The sequence below is a fragment of the Allobosea sp. genome, assembly GCF_017308015.1.
Lineage (GTDB): Bacteria > Pseudomonadota > Alphaproteobacteria > Rhizobiales > Beijerinckiaceae > Allobosea.
The window spans coordinates 192,889-215,384 of the sequence record NZ_JAFKFW010000002.1 but is presented as its reverse complement, the minus strand read 5'-3'; the positions used below and the strand labels follow the sequence as shown (position 1 = coordinate 215,384).

25 protein-coding genes, 1 tRNA gene and 1 pseudogene are annotated in these 22,496 nt (G+C 62.1%); 12 read left to right on the top strand and 15 right to left on the bottom strand.

All coding sequences use genetic code 11. From position 1 onward, the window contains the following. Window positions 1-61: 61 nt before the first annotated feature. Complete coding sequence (gene cysS / locus J0I42_RS01040) at window positions 62-1,522, top strand: cysteine--tRNA ligase (protein WP_291651931.1); 1,461 nt, start codon at window positions 62-64, stop codon at window positions 1,520-1,522. Window positions 1,523-1,625: 103 nt separating this feature from the next. Further along, the gene (cimA, locus tag J0I42_RS01035; RefSeq protein WP_291651929.1) at window positions 1,626-3,224 is read left to right on the top strand and encodes a citramalate synthase; all 1,599 of its coding nucleotides are present in this window, start codon (window positions 1,626-1,628) and stop codon (window positions 3,222-3,224) included. Between the two features lie 156 nt (window positions 3,225-3,380). Here the strand turns inward: cimA and J0I42_RS01030 are convergent, their stop codons facing one another. Beyond that, window positions 3,381-3,719 carry a hypothetical protein gene (locus tag J0I42_RS01030; protein ID WP_291651927.1) on the bottom strand — a complete coding sequence of 113 codons (339 nt, stop codon included), beginning with the start codon at window positions 3,717-3,719 and terminating at the stop codon, window positions 3,381-3,383. A gap of 177 nt (window positions 3,720-3,896) precedes the next feature. On the opposite strand from J0I42_RS01030, the gene J0I42_RS01025 reads away from it, so the two are divergent. The 4 genes from J0I42_RS01025 to J0I42_RS01010 all read left to right on the top strand — a co-directional run bounded on the left by J0I42_RS01025 (window position 3,897) and on the right by J0I42_RS01010 (window position 8,462). Beyond that, entirely contained in the window at window positions 3,897-5,807 is a 1,911-nt protein-coding gene (locus J0I42_RS01025) for an ABCB family ABC transporter ATP-binding protein/permease (RefSeq protein ID WP_291651925.1), read from the top strand. A gap of 210 nt (window positions 5,808-6,017) precedes the next feature. Continuing rightward, entirely contained in the window at window positions 6,018-6,509 is a 492-nt protein-coding gene (locus tag J0I42_RS01020; protein WP_291651922.1) for a hypothetical protein, read from the top strand. Between the two features lie 104 nt (window positions 6,510-6,613). After that, entirely contained in the window at window positions 6,614-7,372 is a 759-nt protein-coding gene (locus J0I42_RS01015; protein WP_291652645.1) for a phosphatidylserine decarboxylase, read from the top strand. Between the two features lie 247 nt (window positions 7,373-7,619). Beyond that, complete coding sequence (locus tag J0I42_RS01010; protein WP_291651920.1) at window positions 7,620-8,462, top strand: CDP-alcohol phosphatidyltransferase family protein; 843 nt, start codon at window positions 7,620-7,622, stop codon at window positions 8,460-8,462. Window positions 8,463-8,478: 16 nt separating this feature from the next. Here J0I42_RS01010 and J0I42_RS01005 read toward each other — a convergent pair whose 3' ends face one another. Continuing rightward, window positions 8,479-8,862: a hypothetical protein gene (locus J0I42_RS01005; RefSeq protein WP_291651919.1), complete on the bottom strand. Its 384-nt coding sequence runs from the start codon at window positions 8,860-8,862 to the stop codon at window positions 8,479-8,481. A 294-nt stretch (window positions 8,863-9,156) separates the two neighbouring features. On the opposite strand from J0I42_RS01005, the gene J0I42_RS01000 reads away from it, so the two are divergent. The 6 genes from J0I42_RS01000 (at window position 9,157) to J0I42_RS00975 (ending at window position 12,195) form a co-directional block, all read left to right on the top strand. Beyond that, the gene (locus J0I42_RS01000; RefSeq protein WP_291651917.1) at window positions 9,157-9,765 is read left to right on the top strand and encodes a Maf-like protein; all 609 of its coding nucleotides are present in this window, start codon (window positions 9,157-9,159) and stop codon (window positions 9,763-9,765) included. 82 nt (window positions 9,766-9,847) lie between these two features. Beyond that, window positions 9,848-10,669: an SDR family NAD(P)-dependent oxidoreductase gene (locus tag J0I42_RS00995; protein ID WP_291651915.1), complete on the top strand. Its 822-nt coding sequence runs from the start codon at window positions 9,848-9,850 to the stop codon at window positions 10,667-10,669. Next, window positions 10,662-10,868 (top strand): DNA gyrase inhibitor YacG, encoded by a 207-nt coding sequence (yacG, locus tag J0I42_RS00990; RefSeq protein ID WP_291651913.1) that lies wholly within the window; start codon window positions 10,662-10,664, stop codon window positions 10,866-10,868. The genes J0I42_RS00995 and yacG overlap by 8 nt, the downstream gene beginning before the upstream one ends. 390 nt (window positions 10,869-11,258) lie before the next feature. Beyond that, window positions 11,259-11,462 carry a hypothetical protein gene (locus tag J0I42_RS00985; protein WP_291651911.1) on the top strand — a complete coding sequence of 68 codons (204 nt, stop codon included), beginning with the start codon at window positions 11,259-11,261 and terminating at the stop codon, window positions 11,460-11,462. Window positions 11,463-11,622: 160 nt separating this feature from the next. Further along, window positions 11,623-11,952, top strand: a complete 330-nt coding sequence (locus J0I42_RS00980) for a hypothetical protein (RefSeq protein ID WP_291651909.1) — start codon at window positions 11,623-11,625, stop codon at window positions 11,950-11,952. Between the two features lie 167 nt (window positions 11,953-12,119). Continuing rightward, window positions 12,120-12,195 (top strand) — tRNA-Phe (locus J0I42_RS00975). Window positions 12,196-12,401: 206 nt separating this feature from the next. Here J0I42_RS00975 and J0I42_RS00970 read toward each other — a convergent pair. The 13 genes and pseudogenes from J0I42_RS00970 to J0I42_RS00910 form a co-directional block, all read right to left on the bottom strand. Beyond that, complete coding sequence (locus tag J0I42_RS00970) at window positions 12,402-13,226, bottom strand: DNA polymerase III subunit beta (protein WP_291651907.1); 825 nt, start codon at window positions 13,224-13,226, stop codon at window positions 12,402-12,404. Next, entirely contained in the window at window positions 13,223-13,447 is a 225-nt protein-coding gene (locus tag J0I42_RS00965) for a hypothetical protein (protein ID WP_291651905.1), read from the bottom strand. Before J0I42_RS00965 ends, J0I42_RS00970 begins: the two co-directional genes overlap by 4 nt. Before the next feature lie 137 nt (window positions 13,448-13,584). Further along, window positions 13,585-13,923 carry a hypothetical protein gene (locus J0I42_RS00960; protein ID WP_291651904.1) on the bottom strand — a complete coding sequence of 113 codons (339 nt, stop codon included), beginning with the start codon at window positions 13,921-13,923 and terminating at the stop codon, window positions 13,585-13,587. A gap of 16 nt (window positions 13,924-13,939) precedes the next feature. After that, window positions 13,940-14,131: a hypothetical protein gene (locus J0I42_RS00955; protein ID WP_291652688.1), complete on the bottom strand. Its 192-nt coding sequence runs from the start codon at window positions 14,129-14,131 to the stop codon at window positions 13,940-13,942. A 9-nt stretch (window positions 14,132-14,140) separates the two neighbouring features. Next, window positions 14,141-14,382, bottom strand: a pseudogene (locus J0I42_RS00950) (DUF2312 domain-containing protein); the annotation flags it as partial. Window positions 14,383-14,692: 310 nt separating this feature from the next. Continuing rightward, a complete protein-coding gene (locus tag J0I42_RS00945; RefSeq protein WP_291651902.1) occupies window positions 14,693-15,955 on the bottom strand; it encodes a calcium-binding protein in 1,263 nt (420 codons plus the stop codon). Between the two features lie 662 nt (window positions 15,956-16,617). After that, window positions 16,618-17,610: a hypothetical protein gene (locus tag J0I42_RS00940; protein WP_291651900.1), complete on the bottom strand. Its 993-nt coding sequence runs from the start codon at window positions 17,608-17,610 to the stop codon at window positions 16,618-16,620. Between the two features lie 211 nt (window positions 17,611-17,821). After that, window positions 17,822-19,531, bottom strand: coding sequence for a site-specific DNA-methyltransferase (locus tag J0I42_RS00935; RefSeq protein WP_291651898.1), 1,710 nt, complete (start codon window positions 19,529-19,531; stop codon window positions 17,822-17,824). A gap of 209 nt (window positions 19,532-19,740) precedes the next feature. Continuing rightward, a complete protein-coding gene (locus J0I42_RS00930; RefSeq protein ID WP_291651896.1) occupies window positions 19,741-19,935 on the bottom strand; it encodes a hypothetical protein in 195 nt (64 codons plus the stop codon). 65 nt (window positions 19,936-20,000) lie between these two features. Next, on the bottom strand, window positions 20,001-20,411 hold the full coding sequence (locus J0I42_RS00925; RefSeq protein ID WP_291651894.1) for a hypothetical protein: 411 nt from the start codon (window positions 20,409-20,411) through the stop codon (window positions 20,001-20,003). Between the two features lie 178 nt (window positions 20,412-20,589). Continuing rightward, window positions 20,590-20,799, bottom strand: coding sequence for a hypothetical protein (locus tag J0I42_RS00920; RefSeq protein WP_291651892.1), 210 nt, complete (start codon window positions 20,797-20,799; stop codon window positions 20,590-20,592). Window positions 20,800-21,082: 283 nt separating this feature from the next. Further along, window positions 21,083-21,547, bottom strand: coding sequence for a hypothetical protein (locus tag J0I42_RS00915; RefSeq protein ID WP_291651889.1), 465 nt, complete (start codon window positions 21,545-21,547; stop codon window positions 21,083-21,085). Window positions 21,548-21,614: 67 nt separating this feature from the next. Beyond that, window positions 21,615-22,049 (bottom strand): hypothetical protein, encoded by a 435-nt coding sequence (locus J0I42_RS00910; protein WP_291651887.1) that lies wholly within the window; start codon window positions 22,047-22,049, stop codon window positions 21,615-21,617. Window positions 22,050-22,496: the final 447 nt, after the last annotated feature.

Below are 22,496 nucleotides of genomic sequence, written 5' to 3'. Positions count from 1 at the left end.
CCAGCGGCCAGGTTCGCCCTTTCGTATTTCGTCGACCGTTTCGTTCCAGGATTTAGCCCCGATGTCGCCGACCCTGAGGCTCTACAACACGCTGACGCGGACGAAGCAGGACTTCGCGCCGATCGATCCGTCGAATGTCCGCATGTATGTCTGTGGCCCGACGGTCTACGACTACGCCCATATCGGCAATGCCCGCCCGGTCATCGTCTTCGACGTGCTCTACCGGCTGCTGCGCCATATCTACGGCGCGGATCACGTCACCTATGCCCGCAACCTCACGGACGTCGACGACAAGATCAATGCCCGCGCGGCGCGCGACTATCCCGGCCTGCCGCTGAACGAGGCGATCGCCAAGGTCACCGAGACGACGACTGCGCAGTTCCATGCCGATATCGACGCACTCGGCACACTCAGGCCGACGACGGAGCCGCGCGCCACCGAGCATATCGAGGAGATGAAGGCGATCATCGAGCGCCTGATCGCCCGCGGCGTCGCCTATGTCGCCGAGGAGCATGTGCTCTTCCATGTCCCGGCCGTCGCCCATCTCGTGAAGGCGCCGAAATACGGCACGCTCGCCCGCCGCTCGCTCGACGAGATGCTGGCCGGCGCCCGCGTCGATGTCGCGCCCTATAAGCGCGACGCGATGGATTTCGTGCTGTGGAAGCCGAGTCGTGACGGCATCGATCCCGGCTGGCCGTCGCCGGCGGGCATCGCCACGCCCGGCCGCCCCGGCTGGCATATCGAGTGCTCGGCCATGTCGATGGCAAAGCTGCTGACCCCCTTCGGCGGTGGACTCACCTGCGACGATCCCATGAAGAACGTGTTCGACATCCATGGCGGTGGCATCGATCTCGTCTTCCCGCACCACGAGAACGAGATCGCCCAGTCCTGCTGCGCCTTTGGCGCGGCGGAAGGGCAGCCCCTCATGGCCAATATCTGGATGCATAACGGCTTCCTGCAGGTCGAAGGCGAGAAGATGTCGAAATCGCTCGGCAACTTCGTCACCATCAACGAACTGCTGGAAACGGAAGCGTTCGGCGGCCGCAAATGGCCGGGCGAAGTGCTGCGCCTCGCGATGCTCAAGACGCATTACCGCCAGCCGATCGACTGGACGGTGAAGGCGCTGGAGGAGGCGGAGAAGACATTGCAGGACTGGGCGGAAACCGCACAGGGCGCGGTGGCGTCCAAGCCCTCGGCCGAACTGCTCGACGCGCTCGCGGACGATCTCAACACTGCACGCGTGCTCGCCGAACTGCATGCCCTTCGTAAGACGGGCGACCTGCCGGCGCTGCTGGCCGGCCTCGATCTGCTCGGCATAGGTCTGCCGGAGGTGGCAGCGCCTGCCGTCGTCGCGCCCGAGGTGGAACGCCTGATCGCCGCGCGCCTCGACGCCCGCCGCGCGAAGAACTTCGCAGAGTCCGATCGCCTCCGCGACGAGCTCGCGGCGATGGGTATCGCGCTCAAGGACGGCAAGGATCCCGCTACCGGCGAGCCGACGACCAGCTGGGAGGTGAAGCGATGAGCCCGAAGATCCGCCCGGCGGGCTCGCTCTCCTTCGCCATCAAGCTGGTCATGCTGGCGATGGTCGTGCCGCGCGTCGTCCGCTTCAAATTGAGGCGGGGGCGATGAGCGCCGCACGCGTCCATCTCTTCGACACGACATTGCGCGACGGCGCCCAGACCACGGGCGTCGACTTCTCGCTCGACGACAAGCGCGCCGTCGCGGCGCTGCTCGACCGGCTCGGTGTCGACTATGTCGAAGGCGGCTACCCCGGCGCCAACCCGCTCGACACCGCCTTCTTCGAGCAGAAGGCGACGAAGCAGGCGAAATTCGCCGCCTTCGGCATGACCAAGCGGGCAGGGCGCTCGGCCGCCAACGACCCCGGCATCGCCGCGCTCCTGGGGGCGAAGGCCGACGCCATCGTCTTCGTCGCCAAGGCCTGGGACTACCATGTCCATGTCGCGCTCGAGATCTCGCTGGAGGAGAACCTCGCGGGCATCCGCGAAAGCGTCGAGGCAGCCAAGGCCGCCGGCCGCGAGGTGATGCTCGACTGCGAGCATTTCTTCGATGGTTACAAGGCCAATCCCGATTACGCGCTCGCCTGCGCACGCACGGCCTATGAGGCCGGTGCCCGCTGGGTCGTGCTCTGCGACACCAACGGCGGCACGCTGCCGGACGAGGTCGGCGCGATCGTGCGCGAGGTCGCCAAGACCGTCCCGGGCGATAATCTCGGCATCCACGCCCATGACGATTGCGGCTGTGCGGTCGCCAATTCGCTGGCCGCCGTCGAGGCCGGAGCGCGTCAGATACAGGGCACGCTCAACGGCCTCGGCGAGCGCTGCGGTAATGCCAACCTCGTCACGCTCATCGGCGCGCTCAAGCTCAAGGAGCGCTATCGCGGCCGCTTCGAGCTTGGTGTCAGCGATGACCAGCTCGGCGAATTGACCCATGTTTCCCGTGCGCTCGACGAGATGCTGAACCGCGCGCCGAACCGCCACGCGCCCTTCGTCGGCGCCTCGGCCTTTGCCACCAAGGCCGGCATCCATGCTTCGGCCGTGCTGAAGGACCCACGCACCTACGAGCATGTCGCACCGGAAGCGACCGGCAATACCCGCAAGGTCCTGATCTCGGACCAGGGCGGCAAGTCGAACCTCGTCGCCGAGCTGGAGCGCATCGGCGTCACGCTCGGCCGCGACGACCCGCGTCTCAATCGCGTGCTGCAGGAGGTCAAGGACAAGGAAGCGCAGGGCTATGCCTTTGAGGGCGCCGACGCCTCGTTCTTCCTGCTGGTGAAGCGCATCCTCGGGGAGGTGCCGGAGTATTTCGCGGTCGAGCGCTTCGCCGTGAATGTCGAGCGCCGCTACAATGCGCTCGGCGAACTCGTCACCTTCTCCGAGGCGATTGTGAAGCTGAAGATCGGCGACGACCTGCTGATCTCCGCTGCTGAAGGCGACGCCGGCCCGGTCAACGCGCTCGACATCGCGCTCCGCAAGGATCTCGGCCGCTACCAATCGCTGATCGGCGGCTTGCGACTGGTGGACTACAAGGTCCGCATCTTCCAGGGCGGCACCGATGCCGTGACACGCGTGCTGATCGAGTCCGGCGACGAGACCGGCGAGCGCTGGACCACGGTCGGTGTCAGCGCCAACATCATCGACGCGTCTTTCCAGGCGTTGGTCGACTCTATCACCTACAAGCTGGTCAAGGCCGGCGCGACGGCTTGAAGCGCGCCTCGCCAAGAACGTTGGTTATCCCGGGCGAAGCGAAGCGCAGACCCGGGATCTATGCCTGAACCTTTGCCGGGAGGGCTCCGGCATGGATCCCGGATCGGCGCCGCTATCGCGGCTTGTCCGGGGACGGCGTGGGAGGTGGTTAAACGCTCACTCCGTCAGACGGATAACCCGGTCCTTGCACAGGTCCATATCGGCGTCGCTCTCGGCTTCGTCGTCGAACCGCGCCTGCACCGTATAGGCGCAGCCCTGCGGCTTGTTGAGCTTGAGCGCGACGCTTTTGCCCGGCGCCAGCGGCTTGGCGAGCTTGGCGACAAGGCGCGGCTGGTCGCCCGGCGTCGCGATCGCGAAATTGCTCAGGGGTACGGTGCGCTGGTTGGTGATCGTGATCTGCGGATGCGGCCGGGAGCCTTGGGCCGCGGCGGGTAGAGCAAGAAGAATGGCAGCGGCAATGCCGACCCCGGAGGCGACAAGCTGTTGAGCCTTCATGATGTTTCCTTCCCCGATCATGAGCGTCGCGCGCTCTGATGGGGATCAGATACCGGGGATGGGGCGTTGGCAAGGCAGCTTTCGGGCAGCCCGAGCCATGTTCCCCGCGCAACGACATCCCCATGCAACGGCGCGCGATTGGGTCTATATGAACGCGCCAACTGGAATCGTTTGAAAATGCCCGTGCCGTCAGCGCCGTCCCCGGCGTCGAGTTTCCAACGCTCTGCCGTCATCCAGCCCGGGTCCGGCTTCTTCGCCACCTTCCGCGCGCTCTGGCCCTATCTCTGGCCGACGGAGCGTGCGGATCTGCGCACGCGCGTCGTCGCGGCTTTCGCTCTGATGGTTTGCGGGCGGCTGGTATTGATGGGCGTGCCCTTCACCTTCAAATGGGTGACGGATGCGCTCGCGGGCACCTATTCGAACCTCGAAAAATGGTTGCCCTGGCTCGTCGGCGCGCCGCTGGCGCTGACGGTGCTCTATGGCCTCGCCCGCGTCGGTGCCGCGGCTTTCGTCCAGATGCGCGATGCCATCTTCGCGCCGGTCTTCATGCATGCGGTGCGCACGCTTGCTTTGCAGACCTTCGGCCATCTCCATCACCTCTCGCTGCGCTTCCATCTGGAGCGCAAGACCGGCGGTCTTACCCGCGTGCTGGAACGCGGCCGCAACGGCATCGAGGAGATGGTCCGCCTCGGCCTCAACCAGCTCGTGCCGGTGATCATCGAGGTCACGCTGATCATTGCGGTGCTGCTGTACCTGTTCGACTGGCGCTATGTCGTCGTGCTCGTCACGATGGTCACGGCCTATATGACCTACACCATCAAGGCGACGGAGTGGCGCATCGCCATCCGCTCGGCGATGAACGAGTCGGATACCGACGCCAATGCCAAGGCGATCGACTCGCTGCTCAACTACGAGACGGTGAAGTATTTCGGTGCCGAGGCCCGCGAGACCGCGCGCTACGATCAGTCGATGGCGCGCTACGAGCGCAACTCGATCAAGTCCTACACCTCGCTCGCCTGGCTCAATTTCGGCCAGGCCGCGATCTTCGCGGTGGGGCTGACGCTCTCGATGGTGATGGCGGTGCGCGGCTTCCAGGCCGGCACGAACACGGTCGGCGATCTCGTCCTGATCAACGCGATGCTGATCCAGCTCTACCTGCCGCTGAATTTCATGGGCACGGTCTATCGCGAGATCAAGCAGGCGACGCTCGATATCGCCCAGATGTTCTCGCTGATCGGTCGCGATCCCGAAATCCAGGACAAGCCGGGTGCCCCGCTGCTCGCAGTCCCGGCCGGCGAGGTCGCATTCGAGGATGTGCATTTCGCCTATGTGCCGGAGCGGCCGATTCTGCGCGGCGTCTCGTTCAAGGTCCTGCCGGGCCAGACCGTCGCCATCGTCGGCCCGTCCGGCGCCGGCAAGTCGACGATCTCGCGCCTTCTCTTCCGCTTCTACGAGCCGCAGGCGGGGCGTATCCTCATCGACGGCCAGCCGATCGCCGATGTCCAGCAGGTCTCCCTGCGCGCCGCCATCGGCATGGTCCCGCAGGATACGGTGCTGTTCAACGACACGATCGAATACAACATCCTCTACGGCCGCCCTGAGGCGACGATGGCCGAGGTCGAGGAGGCCGCGCGCCTTGCCCAGATCGACCGCTTCATCCGCCTGCTGCCGGAGGGCTACGCGACCTCCGTCGGCGAACGCGGCCTGAAGCTCTCCGGCGGCGAGAAGCAGCGCGTCGCCATCGCCCGTACCATTCTGAAGGGGCCGCCGGTGCTCGTACTCGACGAGGCGACCTCGGCGCTCGATTCCTTCACCGAGAAGGAGATCCAGGACGCGCTCGACCGGGTCAGCGAAGGCCGCACCACGCTGGTCATCGCGCACCGGCTCTCGACCGTGGTCAATGCAGACGAGATCATCGTGCTCGACAAGGGCCAGATCGTCGAGCGCGGCCATCATCGTGATCTGCTGGCAGCGAACGGCGTCTACGCTGCGATGTGGAACCGTCAGCGCGAGGTCGACGAGGCCAAGGCCACGCTCCAGCGCGCCACCGAGGCCGAGGGCGAGAGTGTCCGGGTGACGTTGACGTAAGCCGGCGGGTCAAAGGCCGTCATGCCCGGGCTTGAGCCGGGCATCTCAGGACGAGAGGGCGCCTCGTCCTGCCTGAAATTCTCGGGTCTGCGCTGCGCTTCGCCCGAGAATGACGTGCGTGGCCGGTTTGAAATCCCTCGCAACTGCGGTCTGTTTCCTGCATGCTGCTTCCTGCATGCTGCCCCGGCAGGGTGAGGCTGGGGGGCTGCCATGTTCGATCCAACCACATTCGTAGGTTTTCACACCTGGCTGAGCCTCGTGGCCATCGTCGCTGGGTTTCCCGTGACGATGAGGCTGCTCCACGGACATACGCGCCCAGGCTGGACCGGCGTGTTCCTCTCTACGGCCTTCGCCACGAGCGCGACAGGCTTCGGCTTCCCGTTCAGCGAGGTGCTGCCGTCCCATATCGTCGGCGCGATCCATATCGTGTTGGTCGTGATCGCGGCTTACGCGCTCTATGGACGCAGGTTGGCGGACGGCTGGCGCCGCATCTACGCGATCATGGCGGTGCTCTCCTTCTACCTACTGATCTTCGTGCTCGTCGCGCAGCTGTTCGGAAAGGTCCCCGCCCTGCGTGCCCTGGCACCGACCCAGTCCGAGCCGCCCTTCGCCATCGTTCAGGGAATTGTCCTCGTCGTCTTCGCCCTGCTGACTTGGAAGGCAGCCGTCCGTTTCGTCCAGTTTCCGCACCGGGCAGCCTGACCGGGGCGGCCGCGACATCGCGCGCCGTGCAACGGCGCGCGGCGGGGCTTTCCCTCCGCGCCGGAACCTCCTAAATCAGCGCAACGCTCGCGGTCGGCATCCGGCTGCGACCATGCCATTCCCCGTGCGCCCGGCGCCGGCAGCCAAACGGAACCCACCCCATGTCCCTCGTCGATTCCGTCCGCAAGGTAATCGTGCCCATCCACAAGGAGGGTTACGTCTTCATCGCGATCGGCCTGGTGGCGACGATCATCCTCGCCAATCTCTGGTCGCCCTTCGGCTGGATCGGCGCGATCATCACGATCTGGATCTGCTATTTCTTCCGCGATCCGGTCCGCGTCACGCCGCAACGGGAAGGGCTGGTGATCTCGCCGGCCGATGGCCGCATCAGCCAGATCGCGCAGTCGCTGCCGCCGCCGGAACTGGAACTGCCGGCCGAGCCGATGACCCGTATCTCGATCTTCATGAACGTCTTCGACTGCCATGTGAACCGCGCGCCCGTGCCCGGCCGCATCGCCAAGATCGCCTATACGCCCGGCCTCTTCCTCAATGCCGAGCTGGACAAGGCGAGCGACGACAACGAGCGCAACGCGCTGGCGATCGAGACCGCTTCCGGCATCGTCGGCGTCGTCCAGATCGCAGGCCTGATCGCGCGGCGCATCGTGCCCTTCGTCAAGGAAGGCGATGTGCTGGGCACCGGCGAGCGTTTCGGCCTGATCCGCTTCGGCTCGCGCGTCGACGTCTATCTGCCGAGCCATGTCGTGCCGCTGGTCGGCGAAGGGCAGACGGCGATCGCCGGCGAGACCGTGCTCGCAGACCTGACCGGCAACGAGCCGGTCGCGCGCAGCTTCCGCGACATCTGAGCGGCAGCGCTCAAGGACGGCGTCTGAAGAGGGCGTGTCTTCCCGTGCGCGTTGCGGCAAGTGGGTGCTGCTGCGCAGGCACGGGGCCGCTCGCCGAAAGAGGCGCCCGTCCTCGTCGCTGTTGGAAAGCACGCCTCTCCGGCCAACGGTCCCGCATCTGCGCAGCGGCACTTCGCGCCGCAGCGCGTGCGGGATGACGGCTGCCTGAGCCTAGCCTGCGCCCCCAAAACCGCGTATTCCGGCTGACATGAGCGACCTGTTTCCTCCCTTCGAGCCCGAGCGCGTCGAGTCCAAGCGCGCCCGCTTCAAGCCGATTCCCTTTCGATTGCTGGCGCCCAACGTCATTACGCTGCTGGCGCTCTGCCTTGGCCTGACTGCCATGCGCCTGATCGTCGAGGGCAAGCTCGAGACGGCAACGATCTGCATCCTAATCGCGGCTGCGCTGGATGGTGTCGACGGCCGTCTGGCCCGCCTGCTCAAGGGCACCTCGCGCTTCGGTGCGGAACTCGATTCGCTCTCCGATTTCGTCAATTTCGGCGTCGCCACCGGCTACGTGCTCTGGATTTTCGTCCTGCACGACCTGAAATCCTTCGGCTGGATCATCGTGCTGACGCTGGCCTGCGCCATGGCGCTCCGGCTCGCGCGCTTCAACGTGATGATCGACGATCCCGATCGTCCGGAATGGCAGAAGAATTTCTTCGTCGGCATGCCTGCCCCCGCCGGTGCGATCACCGCCATGCTGCCGGTCTATCTCCACATCGTCGGCGTGCCCGTGCAGGAATACGGCGCGCTCCCCGTCGGCATCTACATCCTGTTCATCGCCTTTCTGACGATCTCGCGCATCCCCTGCTATGCCGGCAAGACGCTCGGCACCCGCATTCCGCGCACCCAGGTGCTGCCGATCTTCGTCGCGGTGGTGATCGTCGCCGGCCTGCTCTTCGCCTACACGTTCGAGGTGCTGACGGTCGTCGTCATCGCCTATCTCGCGCTGATCCCAGTCAGCGTCGCGCGCTACCGCAAGCTGGAACGCGCGCACGCGCTCCAGGCGCCGGCTCCCGCGGCGGAGCCTGCCTCCGGCGATCAGGTCTGATTATTGGAGGTGGCGTTTAGCGGCGAGAGCCGCTGAGGCGCGCCGCATTGGCGCGAGTGCGCCGGGCGAAGGGCTCCAGCGTGCTGTCGGCGGCCTTGACCGCCGCCTTGGCGAGGTCGAGTTGGCCAAACGGGTTGAGGGCGAGGCCCCACCAGAAGGTCGTCGTCGCCAGCGTTGCCGCATAGCTGCTCTCGAGCACGGCGGATACCTTTTCCGTGACGGCCTTGGTCGCCTCGCGCTGGCCGCGGCTGTCGCCGAAGGCGCCCTTCATCAGGAGCGGCATCCGCATGGCGATGGTCAGGCCGGCTTCCGCATGCATGGACATCAGGCGGGCCGCGAGAACCTGCGCCTCCGCCCCGGTCGCAAGGGCGGAGCCCGTCGATTTGCGCGCTCGGGCCATGGGAGAACTCCAATAGATCGGCGGCGCCAAAGAGCGGAGCGCCGAGGGGGAGGCAAGTCTGCCGTCAACAGCCCGGCTTGGCAATGCCTGGTATACCAGTGCTCCGCACGGATTTGAGGCAGCTCGGCGGAGTGCCCAAATGCGCGGCATCCCGGAAGTTCTGCCTTCAGGCATGGATTTATCGTTCTGAGGAAATGCTCTAAAGGCTGATCCGGTGTCGATCCCTGCGCCTCAATCCTGTCGAGCAGCCTGTTGAGCCTTTTCTCCTCTCCCAAACATCCCGGCTGGCGGCCGATGCTCGTCCTCGCATCGGCCTCGCCGCGCCGCCTCGCCCTGCTGGAGCAGGCCGGGCTGAAGCCGGACGCATTGCTGCCGGCCGATCTCGACGAGACACCGCTGAAGGGCGAGCGCCCGCGCGACCTTGCCCGCCGTCTGGCCCGAGAAAAGGCGCAGGCTGCGCGCGAGGGTGCGAAGGCGCGTGCCGATCTCCAAGGCTGCTATATCCTCGCCGCCGACACGGTCGTCGCCGTCGGCCGGCGCATCCTGCCCAAGGCGGAGATCGTCGATGAAGCCGCGGCCTGCCTGCGTCTGCTCTCGGGCCGGGCGCATCGCGTCTATACCGGCGTCGCGCTGGTGACGCCGTCGGGTGCGATCCGCGACCGCATCGTCGAGACCCGCCTGCGCTTCAAGCGCCTCTCCACCGAGGATATCGAAACCTATCTCGCTTCCGGAGAATGGCGCGGCAAGGCTGGCGGCTACGCCGTGCAGGGCATCGCCGGCTCCTTCGTCATCAAGCTCGTCGGCTCCTATACCGGCGTCGTCGGCCTGCCGCTCTACGAGACGGTCAATCTTCTCGGCGGCGAGGGCTTTCCCATCCGCTTCGGCTGGATGAACGCAGCCTGACCCGGCGTCCATGCGGGTTGCCTGATCGTGATCCTCGGCTGATCCTCCCGCCGGGAACGCGCCGACAAAGGGGGAAGCGGATATGACGGGACGTCTGAGCGGCAAGGTCGCGATCGTGGCAGGCGCGGGATCGATCGGCCCTGGCTGGGGCAACGGCAAGGCGACGGCGACGATCTTCGCTCGCGAGGGCGCGAAAGTCGTCTGCGTCGATATCAATCGTGACGCCGCAGAGGAGACCGCCGGCATCATCCGCAACGAGGGCGGCGAGGCATTCGCGATGCAGGCGGATGTCACGAAGGCCGATCAGGTTGCCGAGCTCGTCGCTCACGCGCTCGGCCGCTACGGCCGCATCGACATCCTCGACAACAATGTCGGCATCGCCGAGGTGGGCAGCGTCGTCGATCTCGCGGAGGAGGTCTGGGAGCGCGTCTTCAGGGTCAACCTCACCGGAGCCTTTCTGGCGATGAAGCATGTCATCCCGGTGATGCAGCGCCAGTTCGAGGAGACAGGCGAGGGCGGATCGATTATCAACATCTCGTCGATCGCCTCGATCCGCCACACTGGCGTCCCCTATGCCAGCTATTCCGCGACCAAGGCGGCGTTGAACCAGCTTACCCGCACGACGGCGGTACAGTATGCGCCGCAGCGGGTCCGCGTGAACGCGATCCTGCCCGGTTTGATGAAGACGCCGATGGTCGAGCATTCCGCCGGCCTGGCCGCCGTCTACGGCAAGGGCGATGTCGATGCGATGTGGGCCGCCCGCGCGGCCCAGGTCCCGATGGGGCATATGGGCGAGGCCTGGGACGTTGCCAATGCCGCGCTCTTCCTCGCCAGCGACGAGTCGCGCTACGTCACCGGCATCGAACTCGTCGTCGATGGAGGCATCACGCTGAAATATGACTGAAACTGACAACGCTCCGCCGGCCGCAAAACCCTGTCCGATCTGCGGCAAACCGGCGGTCTCGCGCTTCAAGCCGTTCTGTTCAGCGCGCTGTGCCGATATCGACCTCGGCCGCTGGCTGAAGGGCAGCTATGTGATTCCCGGCGAGCCCATCGACGCGGCGGAGGAGGGCGCGCCGCAGCAGCGTGAGCGCGAGGAATAGGAAACAGGCTGCGCTGGTTGCCCGCTTGCCCGGGCTGCGCAGCGCCGATCCGCCTGCGCTGGAGCGATCCGGCGCCGGAACCCGAATCGTCATCATCCGAGCCGGATGTGGTGGCGTGAAGCCGCGCGCCATCTCGCCGGTCGAGGTCGCGATGATCGGCCGGTCAACCGGCTCGTCGTCGCGCTGAGCCGGTTATGAATCTAGGTCAGCGGCTACCGCAGCGTGTCTTGCCGGCAGCATAATTCCCCAAACAGTCCCGAGACATGGTGATATCCCAGCTTGGCTGCGGCCATGGGCTGGCGCCCTGGCGCCTGTCGGATGCCGCGAGCGAAACCAAAGGTGAACCGCGTTCGCCGGTAGGGCTTGCCGGCCCGGCGTCGTGAGGCCATCTTGAGCCGGATGAAGCTCCTGCTTGTCCTCGGGATCGTCATGAGCTGTGGCTTGGCGATCTGGCTAGCGCTGGACGGCAACGCCGTGATCGCGTTGCCGCTCGTCATCATCGTGGGCGCTCTCGTTCGGACACTGGTCCGCGTTATCAACGGCAAGCATTTCCGTCCGGCTGAAGCTCCGATCGCCCGGGATTCGGAGGACTGACGGTCGCTGGAGGCGACGGCTCCGGCATTCTCTCCGGCTCCCCCCTTTTGGAAAGAAGAGGCTAACCAAACGGCAGGTTTGGCGCTGCCGTCGGTCCGGATTCGGTGATAGTCTGACCTTCGCTTGGCCTGCTGGTGTAATCCCCGTCGATGGAGGAGCTATGGCTGATCGGATGAAGGCTCTGCTGGTGCGCGACATCGAAGCGTTGCGTGCCGACGTGCTGAAGGCCGGCATTCTCAATGCCAAGGCCTTGCAGGAAAGCGCGGAAACTCATGTTGCGCATCTCCATGACACGCTGCGCGAAACCCGGGAATTGCATGAAGTTTCATTTCAGGTGGTGAACGACACCATAGGCTTCGCCAAACTGCTCTATGGCCATGCCAGCATCGCCGAATCGGAGCGTGCCCGGCGCGCCGCGCTGATCGCCATCGATCGTCTCGCGGCGGTGCTCGGGCGCTGCGAATGCCGGGAGACGGCGGGTTCTCCCTGAGCGCTATCGTCAGCCGTCGCGTAAAGCCTTTTGCGGGGGCGCAATCCACAGGCTCGGCGCTGGTTGACGCCAGATCGAAGAAAGCCGGCTGAAGTGACTGGACAGGCTGCGCGCCTGCATCTATATCGCCCCCACCAACACGGACGGTCTCGCACCGCTCCCGGTTCGCCCAGGTAGCTCAGTTGGTAGAGCATGCGACTGAAAATCGCAGTGTCGGCGGTTCGACTCCGTCCCTGGGCACCATCAACCTTATCCGCGACTTAGCCCATTGATCCGGCGCCTGATTAAGGCTTCTTGCTGCCGGTCGCGCTACCGGCGCTTGTTCTGGCAGCGTTCCGCCACGCGATTCTGAGCTTGGCTACTCGGCTCGATTGGACGACGGTCCCTCGATTGTAGCCCATCGTAGTGCTCATCTGCGTATGGGTCGCGGCCTTCATCACATCCTCTGCCTAGGCGCCCGCTTCGAAGGCTTCAGACACCGCGTCGGCGCGGCTATCCATGTTACAGACATCAGCCGGCCAGCCGCTCTTGTTCGCGATCTCCCGGAATTTGACCTTGAACTGCCGATTTCGATACGGCTGCCGGGAACCCTCATCGAAAACGACAGGCCCGATCCGGCGATCCTTGGGGATTTGCTGCAGCAGCGCCAGGCTATCGGGATATGTTTTCAAATCGTGAACCGCGACCTCGCTACCGTTGCCCTCCGGCAGCGGCGTGACCCGGCGCGCGAGCATGCGGCTGCCATCGGTTGCGACGGCGGCCAGCCGGGAGCCGTTCTCCGTCTCGACCTGATGCCAATGCACGCCGCAGATGCGATGTAGCGTCGGCTCGTTCGATGCGGCGAATACCGTATCGCGCAAGATACTGGTGATCACATCGGCCGGCATGTCGAAGCGATGCGTCATGTCGCCCGGGGCGATATCGGGATAGTCGCCCACCGGCAGGGTCGGCAGGCGGGTATGCGAGCGACCGCGGCGCATGCTGAGCCGCGTATCGGGCTCAAGCTCGAATGAGATCTGGCTGCCGTCCGGCATGCGGCGGATGAGATCGAGCAGATGATCGGCCGGCACGGTGATCGTGCCGGTCACCTCGACATCGGCCGGGGCCATGGTGCGGATCTCGATTTCGAGATCTGTCGCGGTGACCGCGATCTGCGAGCCCTCGGCCGCGATCCTGATGTTGTTCAGGATCGGGATGATGTTGCGGCGTTGAATCACCTTCGCAGCCGGATCGACGGCCTTGAGCAGATCGGTGTGTTCGATGACGAGTTTCACCGGCTGCGCTCCAGATGCCGTTCCAGAGCGTCAGCGATGCCTATGAACCGGCGCGGCAGGCTGCGGCCAAAGTGGATCACGCAGTCGTGGAACTCACCGAGCCGAGCTCGTGCAAGCGCCTCTTCAAGCTCAGACTCGTCGCTTGCGACGTTTTTATCTTCGTCGCTGAGATCGGGCAGGCTGGGCATCTTGAAATGCTCCAGCAGCCCGTTCAGCGCCACGCGATATCGTCTTTCTCGGCGGGTCGTCGTTGATGGCGCGGCGCAGGACGTTGATATGGCCGCGCGCGACGGTATTCGGGCTATGATGCTCTTCGAGCTTCGGCGGCGCCTTCGAGGGCGCGATACGATCCACGGCATCAGCCATGTTCTTTTCCTTCGCTGGCGAGGGCGTTACCTTGGGTGATCTCAGAGCCGCCGGCGTGGCTGACGATGTGCTGCGCGTCCTTCCCCCGGAGAAAGACGATGTGCGGCCAGTTCAGCTCGCGGGTGTTGGCGCCGGTCTCGAAGCCGAGGGCGATCCAGCAGCGCTCGCGAGGCTCCCAGCGGAGCACGTAAAGCCCGCCACGGGAATCGAGGCCGATGAATTGACCCGTCAGTGCAGGCGCCGGGCGGCGGGCAGGAAGACGAAGCGGCGGGGCGTGCCGGTGAGCTTGATGTTTCACCTCGCTGAATGGCGCGGGCGATGTGGCGGACATAGACGGAGACGGCCTTCTAGTAGAGGGCCATCGGTGCCTTATGCGTGCGCCAAGACTTCTGTGCGCGCTGGGCTGCATCATCGCGGATGCCCTCCAGCACGCCGCGCAAGGCCTCGCGAGCGGGCGTCGGCAAGGCCGCGAGCGCGGATGCTGCCGGCAGCAACAATAGCGGGTTGCGGACGCCAGGCTGATTGGATCGCGCCGTCATGGAGGTTTCCCCCACGGCCTGCATGTAGAGATCGAGGATGGCCTCGCTCTCGCGACGCTCGTCGATATCGATCTTTCGGACGCGAACAACTTGGCGGAGGATCTTGACGTTGAAGCCGTTGCCCTTGGCCTCGGCGTAGACCTCCTTGATATCGTCCGCGATCGTCTTTTTTCCTCTTCGAGGCGCTCGACGCGCTCGACGATGGATTTTAGCTGATTGTTATTGAGCGGCTCCACGTCGCGGAAACGTATGTCAGCAAGTCCGGGCTGCGTGATCAGGTCGGGCTGGTCATCGACCTCGTTCGCGATGTTCAAAGCGACGCCGGCAGCATCAACGAGCGGCCCGATCAGGTCATCGAGGCGCGGCCCCACCCGCCGCCGCGACGAGGCTTCAAATCAACTTCGTAGAATCAGGCGGCTGAACCCTGAGACCGCCTTGCCGCAACCAGACGCCTCCGGGCGTTGCCTCCCGGCTCTTGGCCCCGTCAGCTCTGGCTGGTGGGGCTTTTTCGTTATCCATCCCGCTGCCGACTCGCGACCGCAAGCCCACGATGCTATTCGCTCAGATATAGACGATTGCGCCGTTATCCATCGTGTACCATTGCTGGGTGACTGTTCCAGCGTGATCGTAGAGCACGGTCAGGCTTTGCCAGGGCTGGACATTGTCCTGGTCGAAGTCGACATAGTAGGAGCCGTTGGTGCCGTCATAGACGCCGTTCATCTGATCCGCCCGCCCCAGCGCATCGTAATAGGTCGTGTAGTAGGCATAGGGCTGGGTGTTGTCGGGATCGAAGGTCGTGATGCCTGAACCGCCAGCGTCATAGAAGGCCTGAACCTGCGTCGGCCTGTCCAGCGCGTCGTAATAGGTCGTCGACGTCGTAAACGGCTGGGTATTGCCGGGGTCGTAGGTGACGATGTATTTCGTATTGCCGGAGACCGGGCTGTCGTAGGTTCCCACCTCCTGCGTCTTCTGACCCAACGCATTGAAATAATCGAAGCGTGTCGCGTAGGTCGTCTCTGTATTCGCGACATCGTAAAGGAAATCCCAGCTTCCGCCCGACCCGTCATAGCTGCCGAACTGGCGCGTCAACTGGCCCGACCCGTTGTTGAGCTCGGTATATTTGCTCCAGGCCTGGCTGTTGGCGAAGTCGAAATAGCTGATCTGCAGATCCGCCTTCGAAGCCGTGCTCAACTGCGAGAAGTCACCAGCAACACTCGTCGACGTCGCTACGACGATCGGGCTCGTGCCGACGCCCTTCACGTCGATGAAGCCGTTGCCGCCGTCAAAAACAATGCGCGCCCCGTCCGAGATCGACGTCACGGCAAGCTGGTAGTACTGGGCCCCGTCGATGCGGATGAGATCGTTCGTCGAAATCCCGCCATCCATCACGGTATCCACGACGCCGCCGGTCAGTTCGCCGGCCGTGAAATAGAACAGGTCGTTGCCAAGGCCGCCCGTCAGGATATCCGCACCCGTGCCGCCACGCAGGACGTCGTTGCCGGAACCGCCGTCCAAAAAATCGTCGCCAGCCAGTCCGGACAAAATATTGTCGGCGCGATCGCCTATTAGAATGTCCTTGTCGGCGGTCCCTAATTTATTAGGGATCGAACCTTCGGTAACCTGAACTACCTTGTCGTAAAATTTAAGCAAATCGACATTTCGAGCGACATTATACTCGCCATCTTTTCCTATTATAGAAATATCATTTGATACATTAACGAATATCAAGTACTCAGACGAATAGTTGTAAAACTCTAATGTATTGTATTTTCCAATACCCGAAAAAATGTAACTATTATCACCACTTCCGTCGATAATAGTCATTCCTTCATTTTGGAAGAGAAATTTATCTCCACCATTTGCCTTAATGGGCTTAGAAAGCGTGCTGCCAATGTAAATAATGTCGCTCCCAGGAGAGCGATAGTAATCGTCGTTTGAGTCCAGCCTCTTAAGGTGACCGGCCGGAACGGTTTGGTAGCCGTAGATTATTCCAGTTGGGCGATATATAGTATCGGCTAGAGTAAAATTTAATCCTTTTAATATATCTATTTCAGTATCGGTTGTTAATTTGATAAATGAATTCGCACAATTAACATATGAGTTAAAGGTATCTCTAATACCGTTGATTCTATCGAGATTTGATCTATCTGATGGCAGATATGAATTGTTGACTGCGTCAAAAATATCTCCAATTGCACTATTAATTTCATTTGAATTTAACAAAAAATGTCTTGCATCAGATTCCGAAACTGCGAACGCTCCGGGGAATTGGGAAGCTACGAGCGTTGCATTCACGACAACATTCTGAAGCCATCCAAAATACGATGATCTGTGAGTTGTGTAATCAAAATTCCCGATCGGTCCGGTCCCAACGGGTTGATAAGATGATGCTCCGATCCCCCATCCACCCGACGGATCACTGCTATAAATGCCAGCGATAGCTTTTCCCTGCGTCATGCTTGGAAGCGACATGAAACTGACCTCATTCATCCGGGATGGGATTTGCTGATCTGCATTTCATGCGCGCCCCGGCTAGGATAGTCAGAGGCGGGTTTCTGCCGTTGTGACATCACCCAAATGGGGGTTGAGGCTCGCCGATGTGATCTCCGAGGCTTCCGGCGGCGTCGTCCATGGCCTGGTCGTCGCAACCTGTCCTGGTCCCAAACGAATCGCGTCGACCGTCGTTGGTGCGCTTGCAGCGGGAATTGGCGGGCGAGCGGCAGGCCGTCGTTGTAGTCCGCTGCTTCCTGCCGCGTCATTTCGCGCAACCGCGCCTCCTTCGAGTAGTTTGCCGGAACGCGCGCCAAGAGGTTCGCGAAAGCCTGGAAATCTGAATAGCGGTAGCGGTTGACCAACCTGTTTCCTGCGAAGGACACGAAGTCCAGAATCCGGCTCCTATCGGTCCGGCTCTTCTTTTCGGCAGCGTGCCCTGCGCGCAACTCTATCCATCTGTCCAGTTCATCCAAAAGCAGTGGACGCTCCGGCCCGCTGTCCAGTGACTGCTTCACGAGCGCAGATAGCTCAGCCAGTTGCGCGCCCATGGCGTCGCGCTGGTCCTTGGGTAGTATGGAAATCCGATCACGCAGCCCGTCAATGCCATTCCCGACGGCGAGAAGGCGAGCGTCCATTTCCTCCTGCTCCGCCAGCCGTTCCGGCGCAAACTTGAGGGCAACGGCTTTCACTTCCAGTTCCCGGCGATGGTCGGCCGCTTCCTGCGCACGCTCGGCCACGTCCATCGCGCCGATCAACATTGCCTGTAGTTCTGCAATGAGTTCGTCTTTTGTCATTCGCGCTCCCTTGCGGCAGGCGAGGAATACCGACTCGGCGTGACCCGCCAGTAAACGCGCGGTGCGGGCGGCGTTTCGCTTGCCGCGCGGGCCAGGGTTCAGGCGCAGCGGCGAAAGGTCGAAGACGCCCTCAAGGTCGCGGGAAATTCTGATCTGGAATCGCCAGCCACTCCGGCGAGAGGTAAGGTGCATTGCGCCCGTCCGGGTACACGAGTGGGTAGGTTTCCCGAGCGGACGGCGTATCTGCCAATGGAATCAATGGCTTAATAGTGGCGGAGACGGAGGGAAACTCCGTCAGGAAAAATAACGCAGCTTATTCAATATCTTACCTTGGCGTCCCACTGGAATTTTGTAGCAAATTTGTGGCTGTGGATTTGTAGCAGATGCGACTTCCGTGGCTTAATTAAAATAGGTCGATCTGCTCCGAGTCAGCTTCGCGCTCCGCACGCCGGAAGATGTTCTCGACAAACGGGATATCCGGCTTTTGGCCGTCCAGTAGTTGTTGGACAGTTAGAATTTGAATCTTGGGATAGCCGCGCTTGAACCCGGGCGGCTGGTAAAATCCCGCCTTGACAGCTTCGGTGATCATCGGGCGCGTCGGCTCGACTAGCGTGATCAGAATGCCGATCTTAGCCTTCTCACGGTCGATGACATGGCCTAGGTCACGGATCATCGGCACGCTTATATTTGAACCGCCCTTGACCGATACGATAGCCTTATCTGTGCCCTTGGCCTGCGTCTTGAAATAGATCAGTCCATCAATCCCGCCGTCTGCGCCCTTCTTCTTCCCGCCAAAAGGCACCGCGTCGACGAGGCTGACCGCCCACCACTGAAACTGATACTTGTCCGCTGCGGCCAGCGCGTAAGCACCGCCAAGGTCCTTTGGCGTTCCATGCACCGTAAAACGGATGTCGGGAAAGGCATCTTTCACGCGCTTTTCGATGAGGCTGATCGCCAGATGAGTAATGTCGATTCCGATCCATGGGCGCCCTAGCTTCTGTGCAGCATGGATGGTCGTGCCACAGCCGCAGAATGGATCAAGAACAACGCTGTCGGGCCGCGTTGATGAGAGGATGATGCGTTCCAGTAGGGCGATCGGTTTCTGTGTTGGGTAGCCGAGCCTGTCCGGGTCCTTCGATCCCATCCACCGCACATCTTCATCGATCCCGTGAGGCGTCCCGAAGACAGTGCCCTCGGTATAGGGCTGATAGGCCCAAATGTCGGAGAGCGGCTGGCCATCGGTAAGGGTGATCTCGCGCTTGTAGGTTGGCCACTCGTCGCCAGCCTTCAGGTTGATGAAGCCCCGGTCAAACAGGTAGTCCATCTTCTGCGTCTGATCGAACCCCTCGACCTCGTCCTCCAAACCCTCCAACAGCGCGCTAGGTAAGGCCCAATGCCTACCCTTGGCCGTCGGGTCGATCCCCTTCCAAGGGTTTCCAGAGATGCCATTACGGGTCCCCGAGCCGGTCAGAATGTTGCCAGTGTAGTTAGTATAGAATCGTTCGCCTTCACGCACGAAGGCCTTTTCGACATGGCCCTTCATGAACGGACGCTTCATCTTATTCCAAACGTAGCGATCTCCCTTCGTATAGAACAAAATAACATCATGGATCGGTCCGTAGCGCTTCGATGAATTATGCGATCCGGTCCGCCGCCAAATAATCTCGTTCCGGAACTTGTCCGGCCCAAAGATCGAATCGAGAAGTATTTTGAGGTAATGAGACGCTGTCGGATCACAGTGGAGATAAAGGCTGCCATCGGACTTGAGAGCTCGGTGTAGCTCAATCAGACGCACCGTCATCATCGTAAGGTAAGCCATTAGATCGTTCTCTCTGAGAAACGACCTCATGGCGATAATCATCTCTGAAACGTTAGTGTTTCCACTCGTCTTGATTTCTTCGAACGCTCGCTCTGCCGAATCATTCCAATGCCAAGTGTCCTCAAACGCCTCAATCTGCGCTTCACTTTTTTCGCCCGAAGGCGCCTTGAATAGCAGATTGTAGTTTGCCTGGCTGTTAAACGGCGGATCAAGATAAACTAAATCGACGCTTTCGTCTTTGATATGTTCACGCAGAACTTGCAGGTTGTCGCCGTAGTAGAGCGCGTTCGTCATGTCGCATCTGTTCCCCAACTTTCACGACCGTATCCGAGAATCGCGGGATTAAAAGATGCAATCTCGAATTTCCAGTGGGCGGTGCACTATTGGTGTTCTAACGCGCCCTTGATCGCTTTCGGGGTTAGCGCGGCTGCACAACCCTTAGCGCGAGTCACGAGGCCCGCCGATCTGCACCGGCGGGCCTTATGTCGAAAATCGCCCTGGGCTCAGGCAGCGTGCTGGGTCGCCGCCCGGATGCTGATGCGGGGCTTGGGAAGATCGATGCCCATATTCTCCAAGCGCTCCACGATCATGTCGGCAAGCGCCAAGGTATCGAGGTCCGTATCGTCGGGCGTGGCGGAGTAAATTTCATCCGCAACGGCCCCGACCAAAGCCTCGCGGGCCATCTCTCGCTGGCGCATCACGCGCCTATCCCTATCGGCAGCACGCGCGACAATCTCGCGAAGGGCAGGATTGAGCGCCACCCTCACGACTCCAACATCTGGACGGGGAAGTCCGGGTTCACGAAAGCAAGCCAGCCGTCCGGGTGAATGGCCTTCGCGCGCGCTTCGATGAATTCAAGGATCTCCATCGCGACCTGCGGAACATCGAAGATCCCCGTCCCGCTGTGGTCACGCGCCTCGCAGATGCGATGCCCGATGTAGTCCAGCACGTTCTCGCGCGGGGAAAGGTCAAAGTTCTGCTGAACCCATTCGCTCGACGCATTCGCCAGAGGCGTGGTATTCTCGTTCATGCTCGTGTCTCCATTGGTCACATTGGGGGTGCGGAATGCAGAGAACGGCGCGGTGCGGTCGGCAAACTCAGCCGCGTCGTTACTCTCCAGCTCTTCGATTTCGCGAAGATGCCTCTGTATAGCGATCTCATGATCGGCAATCATTGAGCGCATAAACTCAATGCACCTGCTAACCGGGCTATATCCGGCGCGATCAGTTACCATCAAAACTCCTGCTTCAACTTCAGTTCATTGCTTACGAACGGAGTTATAGTCAGGGGGTCAGTGCGAATGTCATACAAGGAGCGGGTAGCCGGCCTGCGCCTTTTGCATAGGTCCGCTTCTACACTTCCAGCCCTCGCGCTCGGCGCCGCTGGCGCTCCTCCAGCCGGTCCTCAAGGCACATGATCGGCCAGATATCGGCGTCGCCCAGAATCTCGATGATGGTGCTGCGGAGGTCGTAACCGGGCTCGACGTGCGCCATGGAAAGGCGGTCGACCAGCGTGCGGTGGGTCTGGTCGGAAAGGTAGGAAGCGTGATTGATCGGGCTCATAGGCTGGTCTCTGGCGCCAGTGATTTGGCAGCCGAAGACTCGCACGGCCGGAATCCGGCCGCAATAGCCAATTGGGCAAATTAGCGAATAAATTCAACGGCTTAAGTAAGTGCTTACTTGCATTTCCTGCCACGAAAAACCCCTCGCGAGCTTGGCCTTCGCGAGGGGTTCAACCCGCCATTGCCGGTGAGGGCCGGCAATCTGTCTTGGCGGAACGCCAGCCGCCGCTTAGAGGCTAGCGATTACGTTATAGCGCATTCGCCGGAGCGATCGCTGGTGCTTATCAAAACTTTCCGAAGCCCTCGGGGAGCGAAGCGTCCTCATTGCGCTCCTTGGCGCGCCGCCGTCGCTCCTTCCGCTTCAGGCTCTGCACACTCGTCGGCTTGGCGTAATACTTCGCCCGCTCCTTCTCCTGCTGCCGTTCCGGGGTTAGCGGTTGATGGCTGCGAACGGGGCGCTTCTCTGTCTCCATGATGAGCGCGGCATAGGCGTCCCTGTCAGCCTTGCGCTTAACCTCCAGCTTCAAATCGCGGTCGTTCGCGAGCTTGGCCTTCGCCTCATCTATCGCCTTGCGGAACCGGCCCAGAACAGGCGCTGCCGGGGCCGGGCTGGGCACTGCTGGCGTTGTGTCCTCCGGGGTCGGAACAGTGAGGTCTAATGCGTCGAGCGCGGCCAGTGCCTCCAACTCTAGCGAAGTAAGTGGCCGCGCGGGTGCATCGTTCGATTGACTTTCGTCGTCGGGATTCATAGAATCTTCTCGCGAATAGAAGTGATTTTGACGGCAGAGACGTTGCAGCGTCTCTGCCGTTTCTTTTTTAGGTCGCGGCCTTTTCAATCAGGTCCGCGAGATCGCGTGCAAGATCGCCAGAGAGCACTACGTCCGGGCCGCCCATCCGAAGATTGATCTTGAAGCCGTTGCCAATGCGCTGGATGCTGAACCACGCACCCGCCTGAATGGTGTAGGGGCCACTGACGCCGGCCACCACGTCCCGGATTGTGCTGGCGAACAGTCGCGCAATGTCGAGGCTGAACACGAGCGCCGGATGGTCATCGAACGTTATAGAAACGGTGTCCCCTGCGCGCTCAACCACAATACCGGGAATGGTGCCGGGGATAACGCCTGCGGCGATCTCCTTGCGGAGCATGTGGCCGATGGTGTCGGCGAGGCTCAGATTGAGCACAGCCGAGAGGGTCTTCAACTGGTCGAGCCGGCGAGGCGGAAGGCGCAGCATAACGGAAGCGGGTGACATGGGAACTCCTGTGACGTTGATTAATCGTATACGCGTATACGTTTATTGTCAAGGACTGCGTTCCTATGTCCTCCCCTGTTTTCCACGGCGGACAGCTTGTGAAGTGTCCTCCCCCTTTTTCCCTTATGTATATGTATGTCTGTATTTGAAAACAGATAAACCAACGAAAAATGGGGGAGGACATTTCTCGCCCCTAATGCGACTACTCGCGCCTACGGCGCTCGCCTGCGCGGCCTCCGGCCTTGCCCGGCCGCTGGCGCGTCCGGGAAGGTTCATCCTCTCCTATCCGCAGGAACTCCTCCGGTAGCCGAAGGCGTAGGGTGCCGGCAACAGATGTCCCGTCCTCGGATAGAGAGGGCTCCGGCTCGGCCGCTCCGCGCCCGGCCGTCTCCTATCTCATGTGCGAACGGGACCGTTCCGGCCCGAAGCGTTTAGAGAGTCACCAGC

Excerpts from the sequence above, each read along its gene's own strand:
- cysS (WP_291651931.1), top strand. The coding sequence starts at position 62 with ATGTCGCCGACCCTGAGGCTCTACAACACGCTGACGCGGACGAAGCAG.
- cimA (WP_291651929.1), top strand. The coding sequence starts at position 1,626 with ATGAGCGCCGCACGCGTCCATCTCTTCGACACGACATTGCGCGACGGC.
- J0I42_RS01030 (WP_291651927.1), bottom strand. The coding sequence starts at position 3,719 with ATGAAGGCTCAACAGCTTGTCGCCTCCGGGGTCGGCATTGCCGCTGCC.
- J0I42_RS01025 (WP_291651925.1), top strand. The coding sequence starts at position 3,897 with ATGCCCGTGCCGTCAGCGCCGTCCCCGGCGTCGAGTTTCCAACGCTCT.
- J0I42_RS01020 (WP_291651922.1), top strand. The coding sequence starts at position 6,018 with ATGTTCGATCCAACCACATTCGTAGGTTTTCACACCTGGCTGAGCCTC.
- J0I42_RS01010 (WP_291651920.1), top strand. The coding sequence starts at position 7,620 with ATGAGCGACCTGTTTCCTCCCTTCGAGCCCGAGCGCGTCGAGTCCAAG.
- J0I42_RS01005 (WP_291651919.1), bottom strand. The coding sequence starts at position 8,862 with ATGGCCCGAGCGCGCAAATCGACGGGCTCCGCCCTTGCGACCGGGGCG.
- J0I42_RS01000 (WP_291651917.1), top strand. The coding sequence starts at position 9,157 with ATGCTCGTCCTCGCATCGGCCTCGCCGCGCCGCCTCGCCCTGCTGGAG.
- J0I42_RS00995 (WP_291651915.1), top strand. The coding sequence starts at position 9,848 with ATGACGGGACGTCTGAGCGGCAAGGTCGCGATCGTGGCAGGCGCGGGA.
- yacG (WP_291651913.1), top strand. The coding sequence starts at position 10,662 with ATGACTGAAACTGACAACGCTCCGCCGGCCGCAAAACCCTGTCCGATC.
- J0I42_RS00980 (WP_291651909.1), top strand. The coding sequence starts at position 11,623 with ATGGCTGATCGGATGAAGGCTCTGCTGGTGCGCGACATCGAAGCGTTG.
- J0I42_RS00960 (WP_291651904.1), bottom strand. The coding sequence starts at position 13,923 with ATGTCCGCCACATCGCCCGCGCCATTCAGCGAGGTGAAACATCAAGCT.
- J0I42_RS00955 (WP_291652688.1), bottom strand. The coding sequence starts at position 14,131 with ATGACGGCGCGATCCAATCAGCCTGGCGTCCGCAACCCGCTATTGTTG.
- J0I42_RS00945 (WP_291651902.1), bottom strand. The coding sequence starts at position 15,955 with ATGACTATTATCGACGGAAGTGGTGATAATAGTTACATTTTTTCGGGT.
- J0I42_RS00940 (WP_291651900.1), bottom strand. The coding sequence starts at position 17,610 with ATGCACCTTACCTCTCGCCGGAGTGGCTGGCGATTCCAGATCAGAATT.
- J0I42_RS00935 (WP_291651898.1), bottom strand. The coding sequence starts at position 19,531 with ATGACGAACGCGCTCTACTACGGCGACAACCTGCAAGTTCTGCGTGAA.
- J0I42_RS00930 (WP_291651896.1), bottom strand. The coding sequence starts at position 19,935 with ATGCGCCAGCGAGAGATGGCCCGCGAGGCTTTGGTCGGGGCCGTTGCG.
- J0I42_RS00925 (WP_291651894.1), bottom strand. The coding sequence starts at position 20,411 with ATGATTGCCGATCATGAGATCGCTATACAGAGGCATCTTCGCGAAATC.
- J0I42_RS00920 (WP_291651892.1), bottom strand. The coding sequence starts at position 20,799 with ATGAGCCCGATCAATCACGCTTCCTACCTTTCCGACCAGACCCACCGC.
- J0I42_RS00915 (WP_291651889.1), bottom strand. The coding sequence starts at position 21,547 with ATGAATCCCGACGACGAAAGTCAATCGAACGATGCACCCGCGCGGCCA.
- J0I42_RS00910 (WP_291651887.1), bottom strand. The coding sequence starts at position 22,049 with ATGTCACCCGCTTCCGTTATGCTGCGCCTTCCGCCTCGCCGGCTCGAC.